General features: G+C 37.1%; 20 protein-coding genes. 9 read left to right on the top strand and 11 right to left on the bottom strand.

Annotated features, from left to right (window positions below; genetic code table 11):
- Entirely contained in the window at positions 1-621 is a 621-nt protein-coding gene (locus CKV70_RS11605) for a DUF47 domain-containing protein (protein ID WP_003723380.1), read from the bottom strand.
- Positions 622-1007: 386 nt separating this feature from the next.
- Here CKV70_RS11605 and CKV70_RS11595 point away from each other — a divergent pair, with 386 nt between their 5' ends.
- Genes CKV70_RS11595 through CKV70_RS11585 form a run of 3 tightly spaced genes read left to right on the top strand, consistent with a single transcriptional unit; the run spans position 1008 to position 2939 of the window.
- On the top strand, positions 1008-1892 hold the full coding sequence (locus CKV70_RS11595; protein WP_012951917.1) for an aldo/keto reductase: 885 nt from the start codon (positions 1008-1010) through the stop codon (positions 1890-1892).
- Entirely contained in the window at positions 1889-2545 is a 657-nt protein-coding gene (locus CKV70_RS11590) for a DNA alkylation repair protein (RefSeq protein ID WP_003723378.1), read from the top strand. Before CKV70_RS11595 ends, CKV70_RS11590 begins: the two co-directional genes overlap by 4 nt.
- Position 2546: 1 nt before the next feature.
- The gene (locus CKV70_RS11585) at positions 2547-2939 is read left to right on the top strand and encodes a VOC family protein (protein WP_003723377.1); all 393 of its coding nucleotides are present in this window, start codon (positions 2547-2549) and stop codon (positions 2937-2939) included.
- Between the two features lie 12 nt (positions 2940-2951).
- On the opposite strand, the gene CKV70_RS11580 is transcribed toward CKV70_RS11585, so the two are convergent.
- Positions 2952-3821 carry an RluA family pseudouridine synthase gene (locus CKV70_RS11580; protein ID WP_003731874.1) on the bottom strand — a complete coding sequence of 290 codons (870 nt, stop codon included), beginning with the start codon at positions 3819-3821 and terminating at the stop codon, positions 2952-2954.
- 21 nt (positions 3822-3842) lie between these two features.
- A complete protein-coding gene (locus tag CKV70_RS11575; protein WP_014931010.1) occupies positions 3843-4403 on the bottom strand; it encodes a bifunctional transcriptional activator/DNA repair enzyme AdaA in 561 nt (186 codons plus the stop codon).
- A gap of 145 nt (positions 4404-4548) precedes the next feature.
- Here CKV70_RS11575 and CKV70_RS11570 point away from each other — a divergent pair, with 145 nt between their 5' ends.
- From CKV70_RS11570 to CKV70_RS11555, 4 genes are all read left to right on the top strand, one after another.
- The gene (locus CKV70_RS11570; protein WP_014601057.1) at positions 4549-5031 is read left to right on the top strand and encodes a methylated-DNA--[protein]-cysteine S-methyltransferase; all 483 of its coding nucleotides are present in this window, start codon (positions 4549-4551) and stop codon (positions 5029-5031) included.
- 91 nt (positions 5032-5122) lie between these two features.
- A complete protein-coding gene (locus CKV70_RS11565; RefSeq protein WP_003723373.1) occupies positions 5123-5518 on the top strand; it encodes a GntR family transcriptional regulator in 396 nt (131 codons plus the stop codon).
- Positions 5508-6386 (top strand): ATP-binding cassette domain-containing protein, encoded by an 879-nt coding sequence (locus tag CKV70_RS11560; protein ID WP_003731877.1) that lies wholly within the window; start codon positions 5508-5510, stop codon positions 6384-6386. Before CKV70_RS11565 ends, CKV70_RS11560 begins: the two co-directional genes overlap by 11 nt.
- A complete protein-coding gene (locus CKV70_RS11555; RefSeq protein WP_003723371.1) occupies positions 6383-7447 on the top strand; it encodes a hypothetical protein in 1065 nt (354 codons plus the stop codon). Before CKV70_RS11560 ends, CKV70_RS11555 begins: the two co-directional genes overlap by 4 nt.
- 37 nt (positions 7448-7484) lie before the next feature.
- On the opposite strand, the gene CKV70_RS11550 is transcribed toward CKV70_RS11555, so the two are convergent.
- The 5 genes from CKV70_RS11550 to CKV70_RS11530 form a co-directional block, all read right to left on the bottom strand.
- Positions 7485-8675, bottom strand: a complete 1191-nt coding sequence (locus CKV70_RS11550; RefSeq protein ID WP_003723370.1) for an MFS transporter — start codon at positions 8673-8675, stop codon at positions 7485-7487.
- 159 nt (positions 8676-8834) lie between these two features.
- The gene (locus CKV70_RS11545) at positions 8835-10043 is read right to left on the bottom strand and encodes an MFS transporter (RefSeq protein ID WP_003723369.1); all 1209 of its coding nucleotides are present in this window, start codon (positions 10041-10043) and stop codon (positions 8835-8837) included.
- 32 nt (positions 10044-10075) lie between these two features.
- Positions 10076-10945, bottom strand: a complete 870-nt coding sequence (locus CKV70_RS11540) for a shikimate dehydrogenase (protein ID WP_014601056.1) — start codon at positions 10943-10945, stop codon at positions 10076-10078.
- Between the two features lie 57 nt (positions 10946-11002).
- Complete coding sequence (locus tag CKV70_RS11535; RefSeq protein ID WP_003723366.1) at positions 11003-12928, bottom strand: oxidoreductase; 1926 nt, start codon at positions 12926-12928, stop codon at positions 11003-11005.
- Positions 12929-12996: 68 nt separating this feature from the next.
- On the bottom strand, positions 12997-13851 hold the full coding sequence (locus CKV70_RS11530) for a sugar phosphate isomerase/epimerase family protein (protein WP_003723365.1): 855 nt from the start codon (positions 13849-13851) through the stop codon (positions 12997-12999).
- A 300-nt stretch (positions 13852-14151) separates the two neighbouring features.
- Here CKV70_RS11530 and CKV70_RS11525 point away from each other — a divergent pair, with 300 nt between their 5' ends.
- A complete protein-coding gene (locus CKV70_RS11525; RefSeq protein WP_003723364.1) occupies positions 14152-15030 on the top strand; it encodes a LysR family transcriptional regulator in 879 nt (292 codons plus the stop codon).
- 39 nt (positions 15031-15069) lie between these two features.
- Here CKV70_RS11525 and CKV70_RS11520 read toward each other — a convergent pair whose 3' ends face one another.
- The 3 genes from CKV70_RS11520 to CKV70_RS11510 all read right to left on the bottom strand — a co-directional run bounded on the left by CKV70_RS11520 (position 15070) and on the right by CKV70_RS11510 (position 17989).
- Entirely contained in the window at positions 15070-16374 is a 1305-nt protein-coding gene (locus CKV70_RS11520; protein ID WP_003723363.1) for a hemolysin family protein, read from the bottom strand.
- Positions 16375-16629: 255 nt separating this feature from the next.
- The gene (locus CKV70_RS11515) at positions 16630-17499 is read right to left on the bottom strand and encodes a cation diffusion facilitator family transporter (protein ID WP_003723362.1); all 870 of its coding nucleotides are present in this window, start codon (positions 17497-17499) and stop codon (positions 16630-16632) included.
- Between the two features lie 64 nt (positions 17500-17563).
- Positions 17564-17989, bottom strand: coding sequence for a low molecular weight phosphatase family protein (locus CKV70_RS11510; RefSeq protein WP_003723361.1), 426 nt, complete (start codon positions 17987-17989; stop codon positions 17564-17566).
- Positions 17990-18310: 321 nt separating this feature from the next.
- On the opposite strand from CKV70_RS11510, the gene CKV70_RS11505 reads away from it, so the two are divergent.
- A complete protein-coding gene (locus CKV70_RS11505) occupies positions 18311-20455 on the top strand; it encodes a penicillin-binding protein 1A (RefSeq protein ID WP_003723360.1) in 2145 nt (714 codons plus the stop codon).
- Positions 20456-20544: the final 89 nt, after the last annotated feature.

Here is a 20544-nt window from a genome sequence, read left to right as displayed (position 1 = left end):
TTACGCATTTTTCATGACAATTGATTCAAGCGTATTCGCAACGCTTTGACAACTATCAGCAATGTCTTCTAATTTTTCATAAACTTCTCTTAGACGAATTAGTTTAATTGGATCTTTTTCGTTTTGGAAAAGTTGGATTAGTGATTCGCGGTAAACATCATCACATTGAGATTCATAATCTTTAATTTGAATCGCAAGTTTACGAACATCTTTTAGTTTTTTATCAAAAACAAGATCAACTGCTTTTTCAATTTCAACAGTGCTTGCTTGAATAGCTTGGATAAATTTAGTCATGTATTCATCATAATGAGTGATTTGGCAGATTTCGAGTGAGAAAGCTGTTTCATCAAGTGCGTCCATTACGTCGTCTAAGCGGTTAGTAAGTTCTAACATGTCCTCACGTTCGATTGGTGTAATGAAAGCGTCGTTTAATTCCATAATCATTTTGTGAACCATGGAGTCTCCAGCTGTTTCATATTCTTTGATTTTATTCGAGAAAGTATGTAAATCCTCCACCGAATTAATGTTGTAAGTTGCAAAGAAATTTGCACCTTCATGTAAATTTACTGCAATGTCATGCAACAACGAAGCAAAACGGTCTTTTTTATTTTTAAAAGCCATTTTCTTAATTCCCCCGATCATTTTTGGTCATTAATAATCAGCTCGCTTTTACTTTGAAAAGGGAGCTTTTTTCTTAACGATAAGTTAACGAAAACAAATAAAAAACTTGATAGATCTTTACCACAAATTAATACTAACATAGGATGGGAATAAATAGGAAACTTTTTTTTGATAGTTGCGTAAATAAACGTTCTGACAGCGTTTCCAATGGCTGTTTTTAGGTATTTCACTAAATGAATAAAAAAAGTAGATTTTTTGTGGCTTTTTATTAGGAGAGTAAGGCTCATTTCGGTATACTGGTTTTAAAATATAAATTTGCGAAAATAGTGTATAATTCATTTAAGAGAAAAAGTTCACAAAACAGTTTTCGTGAGGAGGGTTTCGTTTTGACAAAAACATTACAAGACAGAATGATACTACCGGGGAATGGGACAATTCCTTATATTGGACTTGGTGTATTTCAAGTAACAGAACAAGAATTTATCGCTGGTGCTGTAGAGAAGGCAATTGAAGTAGGTTATCGTTTGTTTGATACAGCAGCAGTTTATAATAATGAAGCAATTGTTGGTCAGGCGATTGCAAGTAGTGCGGTCTCGCGCGAAGAATTATTTATTAGTTCAAAAGTGTGGAACGGGGACCTTGGTTACGATGAAACGTTATTTGCGTTTGAGCGGACACTTCGGAATTTGAAGTTGGATTATTTGGATTTGTATTTAATTCATTGGCCCGTTGCCGGGAAATATCGCGATTCATGGCGAGCGATGGAGCGGCTTCATGACGAAAATTTGATTAAATCAATTGGAGTTGCGAATTTCAAGCAACATCATTTAAGTGATTTATTGGTTGCTGCAAATGAAAAACCGGTTTTAAATCAAGTGGAAACGCATCCACTGTTACCGCAAAATGATCTTCGTAAGTATTTGGCGGAACAGAATATTGCGCATGCTGCATGGTCGCCGCTTGCAAAAGGGATCTTAATGCAAAATCCAGTTATTACAGAAATTGCGAAAAAACATCAAGCATCTGTAGATCAAGTGATTTTACAATGGCACTTGAACCGCAATACGATTATTTTTCCGAAGTCAATTACTTCTAGTCGGATTGAGGAGAATTCACGTTTGTCTTATTTCCAACTAGATGCCAGTGATATGGAAAAAATTGATCGCTTAGAAACGGGGAAGCGTGTTGGGCCAGACCCAGATGATTTAGAATACTTTTTAAGTAGTATTGAGAGAGAACGCGCTTATTTAGCAAGTGAGAACGAGGAATGACAGATATTCAAACGTTATTCCGAACGAATCGTTCTTTAACAGATGCTCCGCCAATGGAAGCATACATGAAGAACCAATTTACTTTTTTAGGGATTAGAGCTGGGGAACGGAAAAAATTAGTAGCTGCATATTTGAAAGAAAATGGGGCGCCGCAAGACTTGCTTGAATTTACGATAGCATTATTTGCGGAAGAAGAACGTGAATTTCAGTATGTGGCGATTGATTTATTAAGCCGTTACGGTAAAAAACAGCCCAGTGAAGCGATAAAAGTATATGAGCAATTAATTGTAACGAAATCTTGGTGGGATACTGTGGACGGCCTAGCAGGAACTGTAGTAAGTAATCATTTTAAACTATATCCTGAGTTGATTCCTACCTATAATGAAGCGTGGATAAACGGAGATAATATTTGGCTCGCTCGAACGGCGATTTTATTTCAATTGAAGTACAAAGAAAAAACCGATGTAGATTTACTTTTTTTCAATTGCGAAAAATGGCTTGCTTCCAAAGAATTCTTTATTCAAAAAGCGATTGGATGGGCGCTAAGACAATATGCGAAAGTGGATAGCGGGGCAGTTCGTCAGTTTGTAAATAGCCACTCGCTTGCGCCGCTAAGTCGAAGAGAAGCGCTAAAACATATCGGGGAGGCGTAATATGTTACATCATGTGGAAATTTATGTAGCTGATTTAGAAGAGAGTCGCTTGTTTTGGTCATGGCTGTTAGAAGAACTTTCTTATGAATTCTATCAGTCTTGGAATGAAGGTTTTAGTTATAAATACGCAGATACGTATTTAGTATTTGTACAAACGGAGGAACCATTTATTTCTGAAGGCTACCACCGCAAACGAGTTGGGCTCAATCATTTAGCTTTTCATGGTGGTACAAAAGAACGCGTGGATGATTTTCGAGTTAAATTAAAAGCAAAAGGAATCAAACTTCTATATGAAGAAAGATATCCTTTTGCTGGCGGTAAAAATCATTATGCTGTATTTTTTGAAGATCCTAATGGAATAAAAGTAGAAATTTGTACAGAAGTCACAACATAATGTTGTGGCTTTTTAAAATACCCAATCATCTCCAGCTGGAGCAGAAAAATTCATTTCTTTACCTTTGAAAGGATGATTTAAATGTAATTTCTCGGCATGTAGCATGATGCGATTAGCACGAGGAGAACCACCATAAAGCGTATCGCCAATAATTGGATGGCCAATTCCGCTTAAATGAACGCGAATTTGGTGCGTCCGACCAGTTTCGATTTGGCATTCTACAAGAGAGGTGTTTTTTTCATTATCATTTTCTAATACTTTAACATGTGTTACTGCTGGCTGGCCGTATGGGCTAATTTGGCGTCTCGATCCGTGGTGACGATCTTCACCGATTGGTTTGTTGATAGTCTGCATCACGAGTCCCCAAGTGCCATCAACAGCCGCAAGATAAGTCCTGTGAATCGCTCTGTTTTCCATTTGCCAAGATAAACCGGCGATAGCTAATTTGTTTTTAGCAAACAGAACTAAACCGGAAGTAGTTTGATCAAGACGGTGAACTGCTAAGGCATTCGCATCTTGGCCAGTTTTTTCTAAGTAATATTGCACGGCATTCGCGCAAGTATCTGTTTCATAACTATCATTTGGGTGAGTTTTCATATCAACTGGTTTATTCACTACTAGTAAAAAATCATCTTCATAAATAATTTCTAAGTCATACTCATAAACAGGGATTTTGTCATGTAAAAAAATTGGTAAAGAAAGACTCGCTCCAACGAAAAGTGGCGTATTCCAATCGTCCAGGGGCTTATTGTTCAGTAAAACATTTTGAGACATGCGAATTTCATGTCGCGCTTTTTTGCCGAGATGAAATTTTTCTTGCAAAATAGTAGTTAGTGAAAGGCCTTCCCAATCTTCTAAAATGGGTAATGTTACATGTGTCATATTCATATCATCCGTTCTAATTTAGTTTTTTATTATTGTTTTTCGAAATTGGTTTGGTGACAAACCGGTATGCCTTTTAAATGTAGTAGAAAAATGAGAGGGGTTTGGAAAGCCAGCCATTTTTCCAATAGTTTCAATGGATTGGTTGGTCGTGGTTAGCTGCATTTTTGCATAATTAATCCGGACGTTCTCAAGGTAAGTAATGGGTGTAATCATCGTGATTCGCTTAAACGTTCGGTGTAAATGATACGGGCTTCCGTGGCAATCATCCGCAATGATTTTTAAAGTGAGCGCCTTGGCAAAATTTTCTTTAATATACATCTCGATATTATTTACCCACTCCGTATCAGGCAGAGCACTACCACCAGATTTACATCGTTTACAAGCGCGGTAGCCATGCGAAAAAGCTTCCTCCGCACTATGGAAAATAACGATGTTTTCTTTTTTAGGTAATCTTGATTTACATGAAGGATAGCAAAAAATCTTCGTAGATGTGACGCCATAGAAAAATGCACCATCAGCAGTCTTGTCATTTGTTGAAATTGCTTGCCATCTTTTTTTGGTTAAGTAATAATCCGACAATGTTATCACCTCAACTTCTTATTAATCATAAACGTTATGAAGGCAAATTGCGAGAAAAACTTTTCTAATCTTGCTCTTATAGTGAAACTGGTTAGGAATGTTATTCAATTTGGCGTATAATTAATATTAGAAAGAGGTGAAGGAAATGACAGATTTATATTATGATACGCTCCATTTTTCAGACACAGAACTTTATTTCGCAGCGACAAAAATGGGGTTAGTTTACGTTGGAACAAAGGCGGAAAAGCTTCAATCAGCAGAGCGAAGCCCAGAAAAAATGAACATATATAAAGAAGAATTAGCTGCTTATTTGCACGGGGAACTTACGAATTTTACTGTTCCAATTGATTTGTCCGCTACTCCTCTACAACTTGAAGTATTTCATGCATTAAAAACTATTCCTTATGGAGAAACTAGAACATATACAGAAATCGCAGAACTGATAAATCGCCCCAAAGCCGTTCGCGCAGTTGGAACAGCAATCGGCAGAAACCCACTACTTTTCATTATTCCATGCCACAGAGTAATTGGTAAAAATGGTAATTTAACAGGTTATAGTGGGGGAATAGGGATGAAAGAATCACTCTTAAAACTTGAAAAAGCAAACTTAAATCAATTTTCTTTTTAATAAGAGAATTGATTTATTTTTTTATCTACTGTACTATAGTAACTAGTACAATTAGTTCTCTATAGTAGAATTCATGAAAGCGGGGGGAGAGATGTTTACGATTAACACAAAAAGTCAACTACCGATTTATGAACAGATCGTCCAAAAAATTAAAGAACAAGTTGTCAAAGGGGTACTTCAAGAAGGCGAAAAGATATTATCTATACGTGAATTTGCTAGTAGAATCGGAGTAAATCCAAACACTGTGAGTAAAGCGTACCAAGAATTAGAACGACAAGAAGTAATCATTACAGTAAAAGGAAAAGGGACCTTCATAGCGAACCAAACAGATAAATTGAGCTCGCCCAAAAAGTTAGCAGAAACAAGGACCAAATTAAAAGAAACCATTCTCGATTTAGTTTACCTTGGAGTTAACATAGAGGAAATACATAAATTAGCAGACGAATATAGTCAAGACATCATTGGAGGTGACGTGGTTGAAGGTTGATTCTCTTAGCAAAAAAATTGACGGAAAACTCTTGCTGGATAAAATAACTTTTGAAGTAAAACCTGGAGAAATTATTGGTATAGTGGGACGAAATGGCGTAGGTAAAACAACGCTTTTTCGAACCATCATGGGCTTTTATATCCCTGATGCAGGGGATGTGTATCTGGATGAGCCATTAAGCAAAAATCCTCAACTAAAGCAAAAACTATTTATGCTTCAAGATAATTTAAATTGTTGGGATGGTTATAAAATCCCGACAATAAAAAAATTCTATCAAAAAACGTACCCACTATTTGATGGAGACAAATTTGATAATTTAATGAAGCAAGTCAACCTAGCAAAAGACGTAAAGTTTCAAAATTATTCAAAGGGAATGAAAGGGCTTTTTGGCCTCGTTCTTGCTCTTTCCATAGGAGCCGAATTTATTCTGCTTGATGAGCCAATGGAGGGACTTGATATAATTGCTCAAAAGAAAATTATGGGCATATTATTAGAAGAAGTGGAGAAGCGGAAATTAGGCATTATTATTTCTTCCCATCGTTTAGCTGATTTAGATCCGATTGCTGACTATATTCATATTTTACAAGATAATCATATTGAAGAGTCTTACCACCTTGAATCACTGCGGGAACAAGCAGTTAAAATTCAAATCGCTTTTGAAAACAAGAAAATCCCACACTTTTTACTGGAAAATGGCAAAGTAATTAATAAGTATGGCCGTGTTTACACCATTTTATTCCGAGATATGAACACAGAATTATACGCAGCAATAAAAAAAGAAAAACCTATTTTCATGGATGAACTCGCAGTCACATTAGAAGACTTGTTTATTTATCATCTAGAAGAACAAGGAGGCGAGAAATTATGAGTACAGGGCTTCTTTGGAAAGAATGGCGTCAGAATGCGTGGGTATTTATATTTATCGTAATCGCTTTTATAGGTTCTGAAGCTACGACTGCAACTAATACGGTTAGTATGTTTAATGATAACTATAAATATTATCAGTCTGAAGAATTTCAAAAAAATAATACAGCAGATCAACAAATGACGGGTAATGAAATAAAAAATGATTTAAGTTTAACTCCTTATGATTTTGAAGGGAATTTAGGGCTTTTCTTCTATGTGTTTCTGTTTTTAGGATTAAAGTTAACTGTTTTTGAGAAAAATAAGCAAATGGATTATTTTACTTTTGGATTGCCATACTCCAAAAAGCAAATTTTTTGGCATAAGATGCTTATTCCATTGCTTTTAATTTTCGTACTAGTACCAATCATCATTTTCTGTAGGTTTTGGTATATTTATCAGCAAATACCGGGGTTGTATTTACCCAGTGTAAGTGATTCATTTATGTATATTAGTTCCTTTTTGTTATTGTATTTGTTCTCTTACACGTTAGCAATGGCAGTTGGGAATTTGGTTGGAGAAATAATTACAGCCGGAATTATAGCAATTGGGTCCATTGTTAGCTTTTTATACATGTTTCCAGGCGCATTGACTAATTTAATCATTGGTTTTAAAGCTTTCTTTACTGGAAAAACAATAGTGGATATTGACGGTGGAGCGGTTATGCTGTATAACGCAATACCAACACCAATTTTACAAGGAACTACGGCGTTAAGTGAATTTGGCGTATTAATTATTTTATCAATAGGAATGTTAACCATTAGCTGGTATGCAATGAAAACAGCTTCTTTGGAAAACAATGGTAGATTTTTGATGAATAATAAATTCCGGCTCCCTATACTTATCATTGGCTCTCTTTATGTGACTATTTGTTTAAGTGGTCATTATGCAAGTTTTAATTACGATCAATTAATTCCGACAGGACAAGTTATAAGTTTAATAATTAAAATCATACTAATTTTAGTTGCCTCTGTCATTGCTTTTTGGATGCTCATGTACAAATGGAAAACGTTACGGAAACATTAAAAAAGACCGAGAATTGACGAATCAATTCTCGGTCTTTTTAAATATGATCTCGAGCAAATTTTTTCTTTCTTGTAAATACAATCATTAAGAGAGCGAGACCGAAAAGCGCAATACCAGCATTTAGTAAAAAGATAGCAGCAATATCAATTCGGGAAATAGCAGCAGCAATCAAGGGGATAATAAATACAGCTATCCCTTCTGCAATAGTATAAAGACTAGTGACAAAACCTTTTCCTCGAGCAGAAACCTCCGCAAGTAGTGTTAGACCTAATTGGATAATTCCTCCAGCAGAGAAATAGCCCAATAAGAAAGCCCCGACAATACATACGATTTCGCTTGGGAAAGCAAACAGTGTAAAGGAGATAAGCATCGTCATGGTTACATAAGTAATTAAGATATGGAGCGTTCGTACGCCGCGGTTTCCTAAAACAAACGTCACACACACACAAATAATCGCTCCAACACTGGCATAACTTACAAGTAGTCTAGAAGCATCGTCTGTCATATGAATAACTTCTGAACCATATTTAGCAATCCATTGGCTCATAATATAGAGAAGAGTTTGAGCTACAAAACCAAATAAAATCAAACAAATTTCATCTATACTAAAATGAAACTTCTGCTTTTTCTCTTCGGCAAGTTCTGCTACATCTAGTGGTTTTCCAACAGTCATCGGTGGGAAAGTACGCGTCAAAGTATATAGTAAGTTAATTAGTAAAATAACGATTAATACAATAAAACTCCAGCCATACCATAAGTTATTTGCCAAAATAAATGCAATCATAAACGGTAAAAGGAATTGACCAGATTGTACAAATGCTTTAACAATGATATTGGCAGAAGCGGCTTTTTTTGGATAAGCTTCCATGAGCGCAGGGTAGGTACCAGTATCTAGGAATGAATTAGCTATCCCCGCAGAAATACCAAACATATAAGCAATAATCGTGTTTGGACTGAGTAATATACCTCCTAAAAAGACAATATAGAAAAACACGCCGAGAATAACAGACAACTTTCTACCGAATTTATCGGATAGTCTTCCCGAAATAAATACAGCTAATAATTTACCAATCCCAAAGGAAGATACAACGCCGGCAGCACCAGCTAAATCTGTATGCCATTTTTGAGATAAAAAATCAATATTTTGTGCAATGATGATTAACGCCATACCATGAACAAAGTAGTTCATATAAAGACCAAGTGATGTAGATAAATATTTGTTTTTCATAGTCTGCTCTCCTTTATGTAATGACTTATGAGGACTTTTTATTAAAAATACCCTCTTTTTCAGTGAGTTCATATAGATAAAATACATAAGTTTGTGCTTTACTTCACAAATGATATGTAAGTTCAACTGAGCATCATAAATGCTCAGTTGAAAAATAAATTATTTAGTAGCAATTTTAGATTCGTTTTTGTAACGCATATTAACAAAGATTGCTAGTAGGATACCAATAACAGTTATCGCTACATTGAATAATAACACATATTTTGGACCTTCGATACCACCAGCTTTAGTAATATAACTTGCAACGTTTAAAACGATATAGTTTGCTAAGCTGGAAGAAATCATGACAATCGAAGTGATTTTCCCTTTGTTCGTTGGGAAAAATTCATTGGCCGTAGATACAGCTAGTTGTAGAACTCCACCTGCAGCAGCGTACCCGATAACAAATCCACCAATTAAGCAAATAGTAGGTGTTTGTACGATATAAATAATCAGTAGCATTAATGTAGCAATCGCTGGATAAAGAATTAGAATACGTACTGGCAAAATAAATTTCTTCACGAGAACAGCGGTAATTAAAATTGCGCACATTGTTCCTAATGAATAAAATGATTGAATTTTACTCGGATCAGCCATGCCGTATAATTTTCCAAGTTCTTGGTTACAGTTTAGCCAGAGTTGGAAAGTGGAGGTACAAGTAAAACCAATACCGATAATAGCCCAACTAGTTGCATTGAATTTCATTTTTTCTGGTTTTGCTTTTTCGCCGCCAACATTATTGTTCATTGGAGGGAATGGCATAAATGCAATGATTAAGCCGTCAATAACGATTAAAGCCATTGTGATAACGAATAGTGTACGGAATGACATATTTGCCGCCGCAACCATACCGATTGCGAAAGGTAATACGAATTGTCCGATAGAAATTGAGAATTTAGTAAACATGTTGGCAATCGCGCCATTTTTTGTGAAAATTTCTAAAACAGATGGCGTTACAGCTGTGTCTAAGAATGAGTTTGCTGCTCCTCCGACAAAAGCGAAAGCGTAAGCGATATACATATTCGGTGCAAAGGCAAGACCAATGAAATAAACTGCGTATAACCCAACACCAATTAATGCGGAAGGTTTACGTCCAAATTTATCTGAAAAAGGCCCAGAAATTGGTAATGTCAGCAAGCGCCCTAAACCAAGTGCTGCGATAACGGCGATAACCATACTTACATCAAATGTACCGTCAGAAAGCTTATCTGCTCCCCATACTCCGGCGAAATCTTGTTTGTATTGGCCAAGAATGGATACCCCAATACCGTGAATAAAATAAGTAAAATAAAGTGCTATTGCTGTTGGATAAAATCTTTTTGCGTTCATTTTTTTCTCCTCTCGAAATCCTGATGAATTTATTAGTTAAAATATAAATCTCTTACTTCTGAAACTGGCATATCTTTACCAGTAAACAATTTGTATGCTTCAGCGCCTTGCCACAAAAGCATTCCTAACCCGCCTACAGTCTTACAACCAGCAGCTTCAGCATCTAGTAGAAGTTGCGTTTTTTTAGGATTATAAATAATATCTGCAACGATAAGTTCTTTTCTAAAAACGGATGTATCGCTAATAGGTGTTTCATGTTCATTCGGATGCATACCAACGAGTGTTGCATTAACAAGGATATCGCTAGTGGTAATTTCTGCATTTAGTTTTTCTGTATCGTTCAAATCATAAATATGTACGATGCAATTTGGCACTTCTTGTTTAATAGAAGCAGCAGTTTGTTTCGCTTTGTCATAAAAAGCGTCTTTAATATTAAAAATGGTGATTTCCTTGGCCCCATCAAGTGCGCACTGGACTTGGATTGCTGTAGCCGCGCCACCAGCACCAATTATAGTCATTTTTTTGCCGGTAACATCTACACTAGCATCTCGTAAATTCGCAATAAAACCAAGACCGTCTGTTATATGCCCAGTTAGTTTCCCGTCTTCATTTACGATAGTGTTAACAGCACCAATCATTCGAGCTGCAGGGGAAAGGTCATCCATGTATTTTAAAACTTCACTTTTACAAGGCATGGTCACGTTTGCACCACGCAGATTAAATGTCTTGATTGCCTTTATAGCATCAGTAACTTTTTCAGTAGGTGTGTCAAAAGCTAGGTAAGCATAATCCAAACCCGCTTTTTGAAAACTGTAATTATACATGATTGGAGATTTTGAATGGTCTATGGGTGTCCCAATTAAGCCAAGAAGCCTAGTCGTTCCTGAAATTCTATTTTCCATTTTGTTTTCCTCCGAATGAATCCTACTCGCTGCACATTACAGCGAGTAGAATGTAAATTATAATTGTAATACAGCGTCTAGTGCTTCTTTCGTTGCATCCAGTGCCCGACGTGCACGAATAGCATCACCGATAACATAGGTTTCAGGTACGATTTTCTTAATAGTTTCTTCTAGTGGATTATAAGCTCTTGATCCCATTGCTAGAACCACAGAGTCAAATCCGTCAATTCGGTGTTCTTTGTTATCCGCTAGGGAATAGGTTACCCCGTCTTCAAAGAAACTTGTTACTTTTGCATTCGTAACACTTTTGATTTTATATTCATCGAAATCACGCATCAGGAATTTACGGTGTTCAGAAATAACGTCTGCTCCGACTTCATCGCGAAGTTCTACAACTGTGACATCATGACCAGCTTCACCTAAAAATGCAGCTGTTTCACTACCAACCATACCGCCGCCAACTACGAGTACTTTTTGACCACATTTCTCTTTCCCATCAAGTAAGTCGACTGCGTGAATAAGTCCAGCATCCTCAATACCTGGAATCGGCAAAACAAGTGGAGTGGCGCCAGTTGCAATAATGACGGCATCTGGGGCAACTTCTTGAATAAGTTCTGGTGTTACTGGTGTGTTTGTTTTAATTTCGACATCGAACTGTTCACACTTTTTGATGTAACTTCGAACCATGTTTGTTAAGTCGCCTTTACCAGGAGGATAGGCAGCTAAGCGCATTTGACCGCCAATCATATCTGATGCTTCATAAACTGTCACATCATGACCTCGGGATCCAGCCATCCATCCAGCATAAAGCCCGCCGACACCACCACCAATGACAACTACTTTTTTACTTGGAGTTTTAGGTAAATAAGCTTCGGATTCACGTCCAAGTAACGGATTTACTAAACAAGTAATTGGTTTTCCGGCGTACATGTTAGCCACACAACCTTGAAGACAAGCAATACAAGGAAGTAACTCGTCTAGTTTTCCTGCTGCAGCTTTGTTTGGTGTCTCTGGATCTGCTAAAGACTGACGCCCGAAAGCAACCAAGTCAGCACGGCCTTCACGAACCATTAATTCCGCGTAATGCGGCTCTGTGAAACGACCCACAGTAATTACTGGGATAGAAACAGCGCGTTTAATTTGCGTTACAAGATCAGAGCTAAATCCAGCATGCAAGACGGTTGGCGCCCACATGTATTCATCGCGAATATGAACACTGCGAGAGACATGTAAACCATCCAAACCACAATCTTCCAAATAAGCTGCAACCGTCGCGCTGTCTTGAACACTTAATCCACCGTCGACACCGTCAGTACTATTAATTCGGCAAAGAATTGCAATAGAATGACCAACACGTTTACGAATACTTTCAATGATAAGTCGAGGTAATCGCATTCTATTTTCAAAACAGCCGCCGAATTCATCTACACGTTTGTTTGTCCGTGCCGATAAGAAACTACTTACTAAATAACCGTGTGCACAGTGAACTTCAACTGCATCAGCACCAGCTTTTTTTGCTCGTAAGGCAGCTTCTCCGTAAAGTTCAATCAACTCATAAAGTTCTTCTCGCGAAATGGCTTCTGGAGTATTTCGCCCTGCAGCCGAGGCAATCGCTGAGGCTGCTCTTAAAGGATAACCAGATACTTTGGAATTTCCTTCTGGTCCAGCGTGCTGTAACTGAACAGAAATTTTTGCTCCAGCATCGTGACATACATCAATCACTCGTTTAAAACTAGCAATTTGATGATCACTATATAGGCAAGCTTTATTTGCGCCACCTTTTGCGCGTACATCTACAACCGTTGCTTCAAAAGTAATAAGCCCGAACCCTCCAAGTGCTCGTTCTTTATAGTAAGCAAGGGAAGTGTCTGATAAAGTTCCATCTGTATTTGCATAGTTGTTGCACATTGGTGATACGACAAATCTGTTAGGCACTTTCATCGGCCCGATATCAATAGGTGAAAACATCGAATTAAATTTCAAAAATAACACATTCCTTTCACAGGGAGTCTTCCTACTACGTTATCATTTTCACATAACTAAGTAGGTGTTTAGCGTGGAGAAATCTCTGGCCATGCTTCGTCTAATACTTTTTTCGTGGCATTGTATACTTTAAGAGCGGCATACTCTAAACCAGTTGCTACCATAGAGTCTGAAATAACTTCAACTCCCATCACACGTGGATTTACACCATGCTCTTTTAAAATTTTTGCAAAACCGACCGTATCTCCGTATCCTTCTCCAGGAGCTAAACGATCATGAAGTGATTCTTCACGAAGTTCTTTGTAAGGTGTTTCGTGGACATCGCATAGTTGGATAGAAACAATCCGATCAGCGGGAACATTTTTGATAGATTCAGCTGTTTGATTTGCTCTAGCCCAGTGCCATGTGTCACAAATAAGTTGCGCGTTATCTCGTCCGCATGCTTCTGCTACTCGCCAAGCTGCTTGTAAGTCTGCTACACCGCTATATGGCATAAATTCTAAACCAATAATTAATTCTTCTGCGCGGTCACATAATTCACCAAGCGCGACAATGATTTGTTCCTCAGGGATTTTTTCAAGCAAACCACAATTAATATGTTTGACGCCAAATAATCGCGCCATGTGGAAAGTTGTTTGCTCTTTCTTTTGTTGTTCTGCTGTACGATCTTCGGCAGTTCCCCACTGGGTTATGTACTCCACTTCTGTTACTTTCATGTTATGCTCGTCTAAAATCCGCAACATGTCTTCATCGGTTAATCCGGCAGCTAGTGCATCTACATAATTTTCTGCACGCAAGCCAATTCCGTCAAAACCATTTTCCGCAGCGACTTTCACTCGTTTAGGAAAAGATACCTCCGTTCCTAGTGTGTAAGAGCTAATCGTGATGGGGCATTTTTTTAGATTGCCATTTGCATTTGTCATAAAAATTATCTCCTCTCCATAATAAAAATTACAAGAAACTTTGATAATATTTTCACAAACACCAGTAAAAAAATAAATTCCACTAAATTAAAAATCTCTGATGTGATAACGCCTTCAATAGTTAAAAATGGAACTGGACAGTTAACCTATTCTACCGTATATTGGTTTTTAAGGAATAGTTTGTTTCACTGGCGTAACTACAGTTTAATTGTATTATGACTATTCCATAAAAACAAATTGGTATTGTTCTATTAATTGATAGATAAATTGCATAGATAACTTTTTAGTTAGGAGAGAAGCATGAATTTACACCATTTACGATACTTCGTCACACTGGCGCACATGGAGCATTACACAAAAGCAGCTGAAAAATTGCTGATTACACAGCCTAGTTTAAGTCACGCAATTTCCTCATTAGAGCAAGAACTAGGTATCCCTTTATTTGAAAAAGAAGGGCGGAATATAGGTTTAAGTAAGGCTGGGAAAGTATTTCTTGATTATGTGGAAGAGTCTTTAGATATGATTGACGCGGGAGTTGCAACGACTAAGAAAGCGGCAAATGGGGAAGGGCAGATTGACTTGGCCTTCTTGCAAACACTTGGCACATCACTAATACCAAAGCTTGTTCAAGAATTCCTCCAAACTGAACCAGAAAAACAAATTGATTTTATTTTCCATACGGGTGTTTCGATTGATATCATTCAAGGCCTGAAAGAAAAGAAATTTGATATTGGTATTTGTTCCAAACTTGAAAATGAAAGAAATATTCACTTTACGCCAATTGCCAAACAAGAATTAGTCCTCATTGTCCCCAAAAGTCATCCGCTCGCTGATAAAGACTGGATTGATTTAATCGAAACTGTAGATTATCCGCATATCGCTTTCTCGAAAAAAAGTGGTTTGCGTCCAATTATCGATGATTTATTCAGAAAAATTGGTGCCGATTATCAAATCGCTTATGAAATTGAAGTGGATCAAGTCATTGCCGGGATGGTCGCACAAAACTTTGGGATTGCTGTAGTTCCGAACATGCCGATTTTAAATTATGTGGATGTCAAAGTCTTACCAATTAGAAGCCCAAACTGGGAGCGGTTCTTTTATCTTGCGGTCGCGAAAAACCAAACACTAACGCCTGCAGCTGAGAAGTTTAAGCAATTTATGTTAGCACATCGTATATAAAAAAGTAGCTACCCTATGAGAGGGATAGCTACTTTTTGATTAATCATTTGTTTTTTTGATGATTTCGATATATTCAATATGATGAGGTTCGCCTTGTTTTACGCGGAAAATGAATCCGTCATAATCAATTTCGTCCCCAACTTCTACTTCATAATTTTGTGTTAAGAACCAACCGCCGATTGTGTCGACTTCTTCTTCCTCAATTTCAGTACCTAAAATGTTATTTACTTCATCAATCAGAAGTTTCGCATCTACAATATAGTGTCCATCTTTGATTTTGCGAATTTCTGGAATTTCATCGGCATCAAATTCATCGCGGATATCACCTACGATTTCCTCTACAATATCTTCAACCGTAACAAGTCCAGAAGTACCACCATATTCGTCAAGCAGAATAGCAATGTGGGAACGTTCACGCTGCATACGGAAAAGCAATTCTTTAATCGGAATCGTTTCAATCACACGAATAATTGGTTTTACGTAAGGATCAATGCTAAAACTTGGACTCGAGCCATGTTCGACATACGCTGATAAAATTTCTTTTAAATTAAGTACGCCGATAACGTGGTCTTTATCTCCATCAATAACTGGATATCGTGTATAACGTTCATTTTGCATAATGTCGGATAATTCCCCGATTGTAGATCCAGTATCAACGGTCACAATCTCTGTTCGCGGAATCATGACTTCTTTCGCCATACGTTCATCAAAATCAAAAATCTTATTCACATAACGGAATTCTGATTGGTTGATTTCACCACTCTTATAACTTTCACCAACGATTATTTTTAATTCGTCCTCGGTATGAGCGATTTCGTGCTCAGAAGCTGGCTCTAGACCAAAAAGACGCGCGATGAAAACTGCAGAACCATTTAAAATCCAAATGAACGGGAACATCACTTTATAAAAAATATGCAGTGGACGAGCTACCGCAAGTGCAACTGTCTCTGTTTTATCAATCGCCAATGTTTTCGGTACAAGTTCCCCAACAACTACGTGCAAGAATGTGATAAATAGAAATGCAATTGTGAAGGATAGAATCGTAATAGCTGATTGCGGAAGCTCCATTAAGCTAAATAACGGATGTAACGCCGCTTCTACCGTAGATTCTCCCAACCAACCAAGTCCAAGGGAGCTAATCGTTATCCCAAGTTGGCAGGCTGATAAGTAAGCATTCAAATGATTGTAAATATGTCTAGCGAGGACTGCACGTTTATCTTTCTCCGCAATTAATTGGTCTAAACGGCTCGGTCGCATTTTAACAATCGCAAATTCTGTTGCCACGAAAAATGCTGATATAGCAATAAGTAAAGCTATAATTAAAAATTTAATGGTTAATATCAATAAATCGCCTTGACAGAAATAGTTTCTGCTAAGGCAAACACCTCCTAGTTTAATATAAATAAGCTTATGATAAAACTATCTATATAGAAGAAAAAACGCCCTGGAAGAGAACTCCTCCAATGTGTTGCTGCATATTTTTCATTCTAGTTTGATAATTTATGTGAATTAGTTTCTCTGCCCCATCGAATATTCCCTCCCAGCAAATGATACTTTAATCTAAATTATAGTTGACTTTACGATTATTGACAATGAATATTATTCAAAAAATGGTTCAATATGAACTAAAGTGAATGCACCTTCGTATTCGTTGCGAATTTTTTGTTCAACAATTTCGGTAATTTCATGACTTTTAACTACATTTAATTCAGGATCCACAGCGATAGTTGCATCAATCCAAATCCTATTTCCGTTCATTCGTGCTTTAATGTCAATTACTTTTTTGACATCAGGTACAGAAGCAATTAAATCATGAATAGTTTCTAGCTTAGAAACATCGAAACCATCTGTCAATGTATGTGCAGCATCATAGAAAATTTTGATAGCAGTATAAACAATCAAAATACCGACCAAAAAGGCTGTCACGGAGTCAAGCCAAGGAACACCAAGAACCGCGCCGATAATCCCGATAAATGCACCAAAACTAACAAAGGCATCCGAACGATTATCATATGCAGCAGCTCGCACTGCTTGGCTATCAAGTTTTTTCGCAAGCTGATGATTATATAAATAAATAGCATACATAAATACACCAGAAAAAAGAGCGACAACAGCGGTTAACATTGAGGGTGTTGCAAATTCTTTTTCGATAATGTGAACAATCGAACTCCAAATAACTTGCACACCAACGAGAAACATAATGATAGATGCGATTAAAGAGCTGATAGTTTCTGTTCGTCGGTGTCCGTATGAATGATCTGCATCAGGCGGAATACGAGAAATTCTAAGGCCAATTAAAAGCGCAACAGAAGCAACAATATCAGTCGTATTATTCAAACCATCTGCAAGTAAGGCATCAGAGTTTCCTAATTGCCCAGCAACTATTTTTAAAACCGCTAGAAATAAATAGGCAAATATACTCAAAAATGCCGCTTTTTCAGCCTTTTTTAAATCGTTGTATCCATCCATTATGTATGTACTCCTTTCTCTTTTAACATAAAAGTCCCGCCTACAAATGGCGGGACAACGAAATCTAAGCCTCTATCAATACGTGCTCTAAATTTTTTACTGATAAGGCAATGTTATCACATACTTCTTGATAACTCGCCCATTTTTGGGGTAACGCTATTTCTTGTTCTGGATCATCAATGTCCCAATAAATAATTTTTTCTTGTATGTTAGCTGGAAATTTTGGTGCAGTTTCATGTGCAGAATCATAAATTGTTACAATGAGATCAGCATCTGCCAGTAATTCTGAACTAGGTGAATAAGACAAACTTTCAGGTGGCTCGATTGCAAACTCATTTAACGCTTCTGCAATAAACGGTGTTGATTTAGATTTATGCCAAGAACCGCTAATGAATTTGACATTGCTAAGTGAAAGTCTTTTCGCCCAAGCTTCAGCAATGGCACTTCGAATATGCGTTTGTGATAAAAAGTAGATCAGCTTTTGCGTCATATTCCAATTCCTTTCCGGCGTATTAATGGACCCATGTAAAACTTGCTGCCATTACTTGTTGTACACAGTATATAGATGATAATTATTACCAAAACACAAGTAATGGTAACAGTAATATCTACCCTTTTTAAATTACTAGAAACATTAAAATGAAGAAATTGTAAAAAAGAGGTTAATAAATATGTAGGAAATATGGATTATTACAAAATTATTACAAAAATCGGTCTAAAGTTGGTGGCGTAAAGTTGCTTTTTAACGTAAAATACGTGTATAACTGTGTGTATAGTTTATTTAATACCGTGTAGAAGATAGGAGAGTTACATGGACAAATTCAAACAGCAACTTATTAAATACTTAAAATTATTCTTTGGTTTTATAGGGAAATGGCTTAACAAAGGATGGCAAAAATTTAGACGCTTCTGGAAAAACAAACATATCGGAAAGATTTTTTTACTAGCTGGACTTGTATTTTTATTAAGTTTTATTATTTATCTTGTAATAGTAGCAAAGTCTGCCGACATAGACGCGCTTAAAAAAGGTTTAGAGTCAGCCACAATTATTTATGACAAAGATGGCGACAAGGCCGGGGAACTTTCTTCTACTGACGCAACATTTGTATCCATCGATAAAATATCTAAAAACTTACAAAATGCAGTAGTTTCCATTGAAGATAGAAAATTTTATGAACATAAAGGTTTTGACTTGAAAGGAATAGCTCGGGCTGGTGTTAATTTAGTCACTAGCGGAGGAATTTCTGGTGGCGGTAGTACGATTACGCAGCAACTCGCCAAAAATGCTCTGCTGACACAAGAACAAACCTTCACACGAAAAGCCAAAGAAATATTTATGGCTCGTGAAATCGAAAAAACCTACTCAAAAGACGAAATTATGGAAATGTACTTAAACCGTTCTTACTTTGGTAATGGGGAGTGGGGAGTAGAAAATGCCTCCTTAAAATATTTTGGTAAATCAGCAGCAGACTTAAACATACCAGAAGCTGCGACAATTGCTGGATTGCTTCAAGCTCCAAGTGCGTATGACCCTTACCAACATATCGACAAAGCGACTAATCGCCGCAACATGGTATTAAATGCAATGGTCGAAACAGGCACAATTTCAAAAGCAGAAGGCGATAAATACAAAGCTACAAAAATAGTTTTAAATGATCAATCAAAAGATCCGCTTGCGAATAAATACCCATGGTACGTTGATGCAGTTATTAATGAGGCTGTAAATGAAGCAGATATAACGCAAGATGAAATCATGCAAAAAGGATATAAAATCTATACGGAATTAGATCAAAATTATCAAACTTCCTTAGAAAATGTTTACAACAATGATGGGCTATTCCCTTCTAATGCAAATGATGGCACATTAGTTCAATCAGGAGCTGTTTTAATGGACCCAGCTACTGGTGGAATTAGAGCGCTTGTTGGTGGACGCGGAGAGCATGTTTTCCGTGGCTTTAACAGAGCGACACAGATGAAAGCACAACCAGGCTCCACGATGAAGCCACTCGCGGTATACACACCAGCGCTTCAATCAGGTTATGACGTGGATTCAATGCTAAAAGATGAAAAAATAACCTACAAAGGTAACTATACACCAACCAATGTTGGCGGCGTTTATAGTGGAGAAGTTCCAATGTATAAAGCTGTAGCCAACTCGATTAATGCCCCTGCCGTTTGGTTACTTGATCAAATTGGTATCGATAAAGGCGTAAAATCTGTCGAAAAATTTGGTATTACAGTTCCAGAAAAAGATAGAACGCTCGGGCTTGCACTCGGTGGTATGAGTAAAGGTGCTTCGCCAGTAGAAATGGCAACAGCGTATGCAACCTTTGCTAACAACGGTGCCAAACCAGAATCTCATATTATTACTAAAATTGTCGATCCATCAGGGAATACAGTATATGAAAATGTTCCAAAAACTAAACAAATCATTTCAGAAACAGTATCTAATGAAATGACTTCCATGCTTTTAGATGTTATCAATACAGGGACTGGTCAAAGTGCAGCTGTTTCCGGTCACGAAATGGCTGGAAAAACTGGTTCCACGCAAGTTCCATTTGATGATACAAGCGGTACAAAAGATCAATGGTTTGTAGGCTACACACCAAACCTAGTCGGAGCCGTTTGGATGGGATATGATAAAACTGACAAAGAGCATTATCTAACTACAACCAGTTCTGCTGGTGTTTCTAGTTTGGCTCACTACGTAATGAATAGTGGTTTGCAGTATCAGAAATCCGCAGACTTTAGTACGAAGAGTGCCGCACAAGAAACTGCAGCGAAAAAAGAAGAGGAAGAAAAAGAAAAGAACAGTGGTAGCGACTTTTGGAGTGGCGTGAAAGAAAAAGCCGATGAAGCTGGAGAAACAATCAAAAAAGGCGCCGATAAAGTAAAAGAATTCGGTGGAAAAGTTTCTGATGGTATTGGAAACTTAATCGATTCGATAGGTAATTAATTAAAAGCACATTTTACTATGATATCTCTAGTAAAATGTGCTTTTTTATATTGCATTAATATTATAACTGTTATACAATAAGTATAACA

The organism is Listeria monocytogenes (assembly GCF_900187225.1).
Classification (GTDB): domain Bacteria; phylum Bacillota; class Bacilli; order Lactobacillales; family Listeriaceae; genus Listeria; species Listeria monocytogenes.
The sequence above is the reverse complement of the archived record's forward strand: the minus strand, read 5'-3'. Positions and strand labels throughout refer to the sequence as shown.

Coding starts and splice junctions, on each gene's coding strand:
- CKV70_RS11540 (WP_014601056.1), bottom strand. CDS start 10,945: ATGGAAAATAGAATTTCAGGAACGACTAGGCTTCTTGGCTTAATTGGG.
- CKV70_RS11510 (WP_003723361.1), bottom strand. CDS start 17,989: ATGACGCAAAAGCTGATCTACTTTTTATCACAAACGCATATTCGAAGT.
- CKV70_RS11525 (WP_003723364.1), top strand. CDS start 14,152: ATGAATTTACACCATTTACGATACTTCGTCACACTGGCGCACATGGAG.
- CKV70_RS11605 (WP_003723380.1), bottom strand. CDS start 621: ATGGCTTTTAAAAATAAAAAAGACCGTTTTGCTTCGTTGTTGCATGAC.
- CKV70_RS11555 (WP_003723371.1), top strand. CDS start 6,383: ATGAGTACAGGGCTTCTTTGGAAAGAATGGCGTCAGAATGCGTGGGTA.
- CKV70_RS11505 (WP_003723360.1), top strand. CDS start 18,311: ATGGACAAATTCAAACAGCAACTTATTAAATACTTAAAATTATTCTTT.
- CKV70_RS11570 (WP_014601057.1), top strand. CDS start 4,549: ATGACAGATTTATATTATGATACGCTCCATTTTTCAGACACAGAACTT.
- CKV70_RS11545 (WP_003723369.1), bottom strand. CDS start 10,043: ATGAACGCAAAAAGATTTTATCCAACAGCAATAGCACTTTATTTTACT.
- CKV70_RS11565 (WP_003723373.1), top strand. CDS start 5,123: ATGTTTACGATTAACACAAAAAGTCAACTACCGATTTATGAACAGATC.
- CKV70_RS11550 (WP_003723370.1), bottom strand. CDS start 8,675: ATGAAAAACAAATATTTATCTACATCACTTGGTCTTTATATGAACTAC.
- CKV70_RS11585 (WP_003723377.1), top strand. CDS start 2,547: ATGTTACATCATGTGGAAATTTATGTAGCTGATTTAGAAGAGAGTCGC.
- CKV70_RS11590 (WP_003723378.1), top strand. CDS start 1,889: ATGACAGATATTCAAACGTTATTCCGAACGAATCGTTCTTTAACAGAT.
- CKV70_RS11580 (WP_003731874.1), bottom strand. CDS start 3,821: ATGACACATGTAACATTACCCATTTTAGAAGATTGGGAAGGCCTTTCA.
- CKV70_RS11515 (WP_003723362.1), bottom strand. CDS start 17,499: ATGGATGGATACAACGATTTAAAAAAGGCTGAAAAAGCGGCATTTTTG.
- CKV70_RS11530 (WP_003723365.1), bottom strand. CDS start 13,851: ATGACAAATGCAAATGGCAATCTAAAAAAATGCCCCATCACGATTAGC.